We start from the raw sequence: 5795 nt of genomic DNA, 5'->3' as shown, positions 1-5795 counted from the left end.
CCTGAACGACCGTGCCGCCGTTTTCGATGAGTTCGATCTGGCGCTCGATTTCGAAGTTGATGGCCTTCTCGACGAAGCGGAACGAGTTGAGGTTCTTGATCTCGGCGCGGGTGCCGAATTTCTCCTGGCCGACCGGACGCACCGAGACGTTGGCGTCGCAACGGAACGAGCCTTCCTGCATGTTGCCGTCGCAGATTTCCAGATAGCGCACCAGGGCGTGCAGCTTCTTCATGTAGGCCACGGCTTCCTTGGCGGAGCGCATATCCGGCTCGGAGACGATTTCCAAGAGCGGCGTCCCGGCCCGGTTGAGGTCGATGCCGGTGTAACCGTGGAAGTCCTCGTGCAGGGATTTCCCGGCGTCTTCTTCCAAATGGGCGCGGGTGATGCCGACGACCTTTTCCACGCCGTCCACCTCGATAATCATCTGGCCGGTGCTGACCACGGGCAGGTCGTACTGGCTGATTTGGTAGCCCTTGGGCAAGTCGGGATAGAAATAATTTTTGCGGGCGAACACCGAGCGCGGCGCGACCTTCGCGCCGATGGCGAGGCCGAACTTGATCGCCATGCGGACGGCGTCTTTGTTCAGCACCGGCAGGACGCCCGGCAGCCCCAAGTCAACGGCGCAGGCTTGAGTATTCGGCTCCGCGCCGTAGGCCGTGGCCGCGCCGGAAAAGATTTTGGATTTGGTGGCGAGTTGGGCGTGGATTTCCAGCCCGATGACGGTTTCCCATTGCATGAGTCGTGTACCTGGGTCGTAAGTGAAAGTTATTCGGGCCAGTAGTCGTCGTTAAGCGTCTCGGCGATGCTGAACGGGCAGGCTTTTGGAAAAACCTTTTTGTCGATGCCGGTCTCGCGCATGGCAATCAACCGCGCGTCGTCGTAGGCATCCGCGAAGGCCTCGTTGAGTTTCGATTTGAGGCTGGGATTCTTGCGGAGTACCCGCGCTACCCTGAGGCGTTGCTCGTCGATGGTGGCCCGCCACGATGTGCCCCGCCGCTCCGGTTGATAAACCCATTTCAGCAGATGAGCCAGCAACACGCCCAACCGGCTTTCCAATTCGCGCTCTTTGCTTCCCCCCATATCTTCCAATTCCTCGGCGATGCGTTCGCTATCGATTTCGCCCAACCGGCCTTGCCGCAGCAACTCGGCGTTTTGCATGGCCCAGCCATAGAAATCGTCCCGGTGGATTTGTGCGTTCATAACCTATGTCTCGGATTGGCTGTATGAAAAGTGCGATTCAGCTTTCAAACGACAATACCAACCGCTTGCCCAGAGCCGCCGCCGCCCGCTCCAATTGCTTGATGGTCGGCGGGTGACGCGGGTCTTCAAGCCGTTTGACGGCGGGCCATGAGGCACCCAGCACTCGCGCCAAATCAGCCAATGACTTCTGTTCCGCCGCTCGGGTCAGGTGGACCAACAACGCCGCCTGAGTGGCCGCGTCGGGTTCGATCCATTCCTTGCCCTCCGCCGAAGAAGGCAATGGAATAGGGTCGCCCTGTTCCATCCGCACATCCAGCACCAAGGACAAGCACTCGGCGGCGTTGAATCGCGCCTGTTCCATGGAATCGCCCTCGGTAATGGCCTCGGGCAAATCCGGGAATGTCACCGTGTAGCCACCTTCGGGTTGAGGATCGAACAGAGCGGGGTATGTAATCTTCATGGCGGATTGTTAATCGGCTTCCGCTAATTCCAACCGGGTTCTAAGACCCGCCCGCGCCGCGAGGCTAATCAAACTGTCGAGGCTGAAATTGCGCCATTCGCCCCGCAGCAACTCGGTGGCCCGCGTCCGACCAATATTCAAGCGCTCGGAGGCTTCGGCGGGTGTCCAGCCCCGCTCGCGCAAGACGGTTTCGAGGCGGTTCATCAATTCGGAACGAAGCGCATAAATTTCGGCTTCTTCCGGCGGGAAACCCAAGTCAGCGAATACATTTCCGCAAGAATCAATGATGCGAGTATCTATATCGTCGGTGTGTTCTGCCATGGTCAACCTCTTAACGATTGGTAGCGCCGCTTAGCGAGATCAATATCGGTTTGACGGGTCCGCTGAGTCTTTTTCTGGAAAGCATGAAGCACGTAAACGGCGTCCTCCATTTTGGCAAGGTAAATCACCCGCCATTCCCCAAGCGCATGAACCCGTAGCTCATAAGCACCCGGTCCCACATTCAGCATCGGCTTCCAGTCGGTGGGCATGGAACCTTGCTGCACCCGGTTCAACTCCCGCCCGCATTCCCGTCGGACTTCCAAAGGAAAATCACGTAAGTTATCCAGGGATGAACCAACGAATTTAAGCGGTTTCACGGCCACTCTCCAAACAATTCCAAGCTATCGCAAACGGTGGCTGATCCTCCGCCGCCCAAGCCTCGGCGGGACGCCAATATAATCAAAACCATCCCCCCAAAACAAACCGGGCGGGGATTAACCCGCCCGGCTTCGCTTCGTCCTACTGTGTCAGCCTAGTTCAGCCCCGAATAATACCGGGCTAGCTGCTGGATTTCCTCATCGCTGAGCTGCTGGGTGATGGTCCGCATTCGGCCATAGAGGTCGTTCTTGCGGGCACCGCTCTTGTAGTCCTTGAGCGTCTGCTCCGTGTAGACCGGATTTTGACCGGCCAGGGCGGGCACATCGACCTTCTGCCCCTGTCCACCCGGCTCGTGGCAGGCTTGGCAGGGCGGCAGGATGCGCTTGCCGTCGCCGTTCTCGACCAAAACCTCAGCGCTGTCGGTGGCGCCCGCCTCTTTTTTGCCCGCCGGAATCTCCTGCTGGCTATACCAAGCGGCGATGTCGGCCATGTCCTTTTCCGACAAGCCAGCGGCGAGGCCCGCCATCACCGCATTGGCGCGGGTGCCGGACTTGTAGTCGCTCAGTTGCTTGTAGAGATAGGCCGCGAGTTGCCCTTGCAGATAAGGAAAATCGCTGCCGGTGGGTTGCGGGCCGGTGCCGTGGCAGGCGGCGCAGGTTTCCGCCAGTTGCTTGCCCTTGGCGGCGTCGCCGCTTTTCACGAAAGCCAGCGTCTCCGTAGTCCAAGCCACTTTGGAGGAAGGCTCCGCCAGCGCGGCGGTCCCAAACATCACGAGCAGCAGCCCGCCAATCAAGTAAGTCGTCTTGTTCATTCTTAATACCCCCATCCGATGGAACCGAAGGTCTTGGTCAGGAAGAACTGGGCTATTGGGTAGCCGAAACTCGCCAGCATGGACAGCAAAATCACCACGTTCCACACGCCGAAGCCGTTAAGCAGGGCGGGGACTTTCGCGGTGGGTTGGTCGTAACCAGCGTACTCGATTTGAGCGTCCGGCTGCGCGGTGCCCTCGGTCTGGGATTTCCAGAGGATGTAGACGAACAGAATCGCCGAGCCGACCAGAATCAGGCCACCCACGATCATCGCCAGTTCGTAAGGGTCCCAGGCCAGGGTGAGCAGGCTGTTATAGGCCACGCTGGAAATGCGGCGCGGCTGGCCCAGCAAGCCCAGGACATGCCAAGGCGTGCTGAGAATCACCATGCCGATGAACCACGTCCAGATCTGCACCAGCGCCAGCGATTTGCACGCCAGCGCCCTGCCGGTCAGCGACGGCCAGATGTAGTAGCCAATCGCCATGTACAGGATGACCGTGGTGCCGCCGAACATCAGGTGGAAATGGCCCGGCACCCAGGCGGTGTTGTGGACCATGGCGTTCATGGCGTAGCTGGCGTTGACGATGCCGCCGAAGCCGCCGGCGATGAGCATCAGGAAGCCGAGGATCGCCGCCAGCACCATCGGGTCACGCCAGGGCAGGGCACCGATCCAGCCGAACAACCCTACGCCGCCCGCTTGGCGACCGGCCTTTTCCATGGACGCGATGACGGTGAAGCCCGTGATCAGCGTGGGCGCGGCCACCAGGAAGGTGCCCACGGCGTGGATGAGCTTGAAGGTCTTGCCCTGTTCCGGGTCCATATACAAATGGTGGAAACCAATGGGCAGGCCGAACACCACCAGCAGCACGAAGGCGATGCGGGCCAGATCATGGCTGAACAGGGTGCCGCCCGCCGCCTTGGGCACGAAGCTATACAGCGCGATGTAAGCCGGAAGCAGCCAGAAATACACAATGGGGTGCAGGGTCCAAGCGAACAGGGTGCGGGCCAGCCCTACGTCGATGGTGTCAATCAATCCGAACGCCCAGGGCAGCAATTGGAACACCGCTTCCAGTGCCACGCCGACACTGGTCCACAGCCACAGCACGGCGTTGCCGGTGTAGGCGAACATCGGCAGGGGCACGGTTTCGCCGGGATGGGCCTTTTTCCATTGGACGAACATGACGATCATGATCGCGGCCCAGAACCACGAACCCACCACCAGCAGGGTCGCGCCCAGGTAGAAGAACACGCTGGCCTGCACCGGCGGGTAGAAGGTGTACAGCACCGACGCCTTGCCGATCAGCAGCGGAATCGCCGCCATGACCGTGCCGAAGGCGGAAACGCCGAAGCCGGTCCAGGCCAGCTTGGGATTCCATAGCGGCGTCTTGAGGCTGGACGTGGCGACCGCGTAGCCGAAGCCCATGATTAAGAACGTGGTGAGGACGAAGCCCATCAACACCCCGTGGGTACTGACGGACGCGAAATACACCTGCGGCGACTGCATGGCGGGAATCAGCCCGCTGCGCTCCAGGACTTGGTACAGCCCCAGCACGCAGGCCAGCGCGAAGGCGCCGAAGGCCAGCCACAAATGGCTGAGTACAAAGGTGCGGAATTCTTTATCGGCCATGGCTTATTTCCCCGTGTTGTGTGCGGCGTTCCAGGTTTCTTTGGAAACCACCGTGATCTTGCTCCACATGTGGTCGTGGCCCATGCCGCAATATTCGTTGCAGAGCATCGGGTACTCGCCCGGCTTGGGGAAGGTGGTGGTCACGGTCGAGACGTAACCCGGCACGATCATGGTGCCCATGTTGGTCATGGGGACGTGGACGCCGTGCAGCACGTCGGCGCTCGCCATGCGGAAGGTGATGGACGTCCCGGCGGGCACGGTGATTTCACGGGGATAGAAGCCATAACGGGCGGCGACCATGGTGACTTTCAGGCCGCCGTCGGCCTGGGTGGCGAGGCCCAGTTTATCCTCGGCGAATTCCTCGCTGAGATGGAGCGAGGCGGAGTCGATGGTTTCCATGCCGCCCGGCGGGTGGATGTGGCCCACCAGAGCGGTGAAGAGAATGGAGCCGAGCAGCACGGTGATGGAACCCAGCACCACGTAAATCCACTTCTTCTCCAGCGGATCAATGTGTAATGCGCCGGGCAGGTCGCGCAGATTCCGCGCCTCGGCGGCGATGTTGTCTTTATCGAAAGGATTGTTTTCCATGGCTTACCTCACTGCACCGCGCCGCGTGGCAGGAACACGCCGAAGTAGAGGAACAGCCAAGCCGCCACCATCGCGGCGGCCACCACACACAGTAAGAGCCAGGTTCCCGTCGGCGTGAAGCCGGGCGAGTCGGGCGTTTCATTTTGATTGCGCACAGCCATGGTTATCCCCGTGGTTATTAAGGGTTAGAAAAAGTGAGGATATTGCGAGTTTGCGGCGTGGGCTAAGGAAAAGCAAGCAACCCGCTGTTAAGGCTGTGGCGCAAAGATGGCAAAGATATGGCCTGCTGATTTTTTTGGATTTGAGCGGCGCGGCGGCGATTGCGTATGGGTTAGGCGCACGGCCAATCCAGCGTCAATGAAATGCTTGTTCGAATATGCGTCTAACCCACCCGACAAAACGGCTAGGGCATTTTCATTTTGGGTTTACGGCGTTCACCTAGGCCGACTCGGTTTTCAAAACCGAGTCGGCC

9 protein-coding genes are annotated in these 5795 nt (G+C 60.0%); all 9 read right to left on the bottom strand.

The window, feature by feature from the left end:
• The coding region (gatB, locus tag ACXWUF_RS17120) for an Asp-tRNA(Asn)/Glu-tRNA(Gln) amidotransferase subunit GatB (RefSeq protein WP_458495832.1) at positions 1-736 on the bottom strand (736 nt) is incomplete at its 3' end.
• Between the two features lie 29 nt (positions 737-765).
• Positions 766-1200, bottom strand: coding sequence for a DUF29 domain-containing protein (locus ACXWUF_RS17115; RefSeq protein WP_458495831.1), 435 nt, complete (start codon positions 1198-1200; stop codon positions 766-768).
• Positions 1201-1237: 37 nt separating this feature from the next.
• Positions 1238-1660, bottom strand: coding sequence for a type II toxin-antitoxin system HicB family antitoxin (locus tag ACXWUF_RS17110; RefSeq protein ID WP_458495830.1), 423 nt, complete (start codon positions 1658-1660; stop codon positions 1238-1240).
• Positions 1661-1669: 9 nt separating this feature from the next.
• Complete coding sequence (locus ACXWUF_RS17105) at positions 1670-1981, bottom strand: helix-turn-helix domain-containing protein (RefSeq protein ID WP_458495829.1); 312 nt, start codon at positions 1979-1981, stop codon at positions 1670-1672.
• 2 nt (positions 1982-1983) lie between these two features.
• Entirely contained in the window at positions 1984-2298 is a 315-nt protein-coding gene (locus tag ACXWUF_RS17100; RefSeq protein ID WP_458495828.1) for a type II toxin-antitoxin system RelE/ParE family toxin, read from the bottom strand.
• Positions 2299-2453: 155 nt separating this feature from the next.
• A complete protein-coding gene (locus ACXWUF_RS17095; RefSeq protein WP_458495827.1) occupies positions 2454-3110 on the bottom strand; it encodes a c-type cytochrome in 657 nt (218 codons plus the stop codon).
• Positions 3111-3112: 2 nt separating this feature from the next.
• Positions 3113-4735, bottom strand: a complete 1623-nt coding sequence (locus tag ACXWUF_RS17090) for a b(o/a)3-type cytochrome-c oxidase subunit 1 (protein WP_458495826.1) — start codon at positions 4733-4735, stop codon at positions 3113-3115.
• Between the two features lie 3 nt (positions 4736-4738).
• Positions 4739-5323 (bottom strand): cupredoxin domain-containing protein, encoded by a 585-nt coding sequence (locus ACXWUF_RS17085; RefSeq protein WP_458495825.1) that lies wholly within the window; start codon positions 5321-5323, stop codon positions 4739-4741.
• Positions 5324-5331: 8 nt separating this feature from the next.
• Entirely contained in the window at positions 5332-5484 is a 153-nt protein-coding gene (locus ACXWUF_RS17080; RefSeq protein WP_458495824.1) for a hypothetical protein, read from the bottom strand.
• Positions 5485-5795: the final 311 nt, after the last annotated feature.

This window comes from Methylomagnum sp., assembly GCF_054333355.1.
This window is presented reverse-complemented; position numbering and strand designations above follow the sequence as displayed.

What these genes read in the sequence shown, in the direction of transcription:
- ACXWUF_RS17095 (WP_458495827.1), bottom strand. Translation starts at nt 3,110, where the DNA reads ATGAACAAGACGACTTACTTGATTGGCGGGCTGCTGCTCGTGATGTTT.
- ACXWUF_RS17080 (WP_458495824.1), bottom strand. Translation starts at nt 5,484, where the DNA reads ATGGCTGTGCGCAATCAAAATGAAACGCCCGACTCGCCCGGCTTCACG.
- ACXWUF_RS17110 (WP_458495830.1), bottom strand. Translation starts at nt 1,660, where the DNA reads ATGAAGATTACATACCCCGCTCTGTTCGATCCTCAACCCGAAGGTGGC.
- ACXWUF_RS17105 (WP_458495829.1), bottom strand. Translation starts at nt 1,981, where the DNA reads ATGGCAGAACACACCGACGATATAGATACTCGCATCATTGATTCTTGC.
- ACXWUF_RS17115 (WP_458495831.1), bottom strand. Translation starts at nt 1,200, where the DNA reads ATGAACGCACAAATCCACCGGGACGATTTCTATGGCTGGGCCATGCAA.
- ACXWUF_RS17085 (WP_458495825.1), bottom strand. Translation starts at nt 5,323, where the DNA reads ATGGAAAACAATCCTTTCGATAAAGACAACATCGCCGCCGAGGCGCGG.
- ACXWUF_RS17090 (WP_458495826.1), bottom strand. Translation starts at nt 4,735, where the DNA reads ATGGCCGATAAAGAATTCCGCACCTTTGTACTCAGCCATTTGTGGCTG.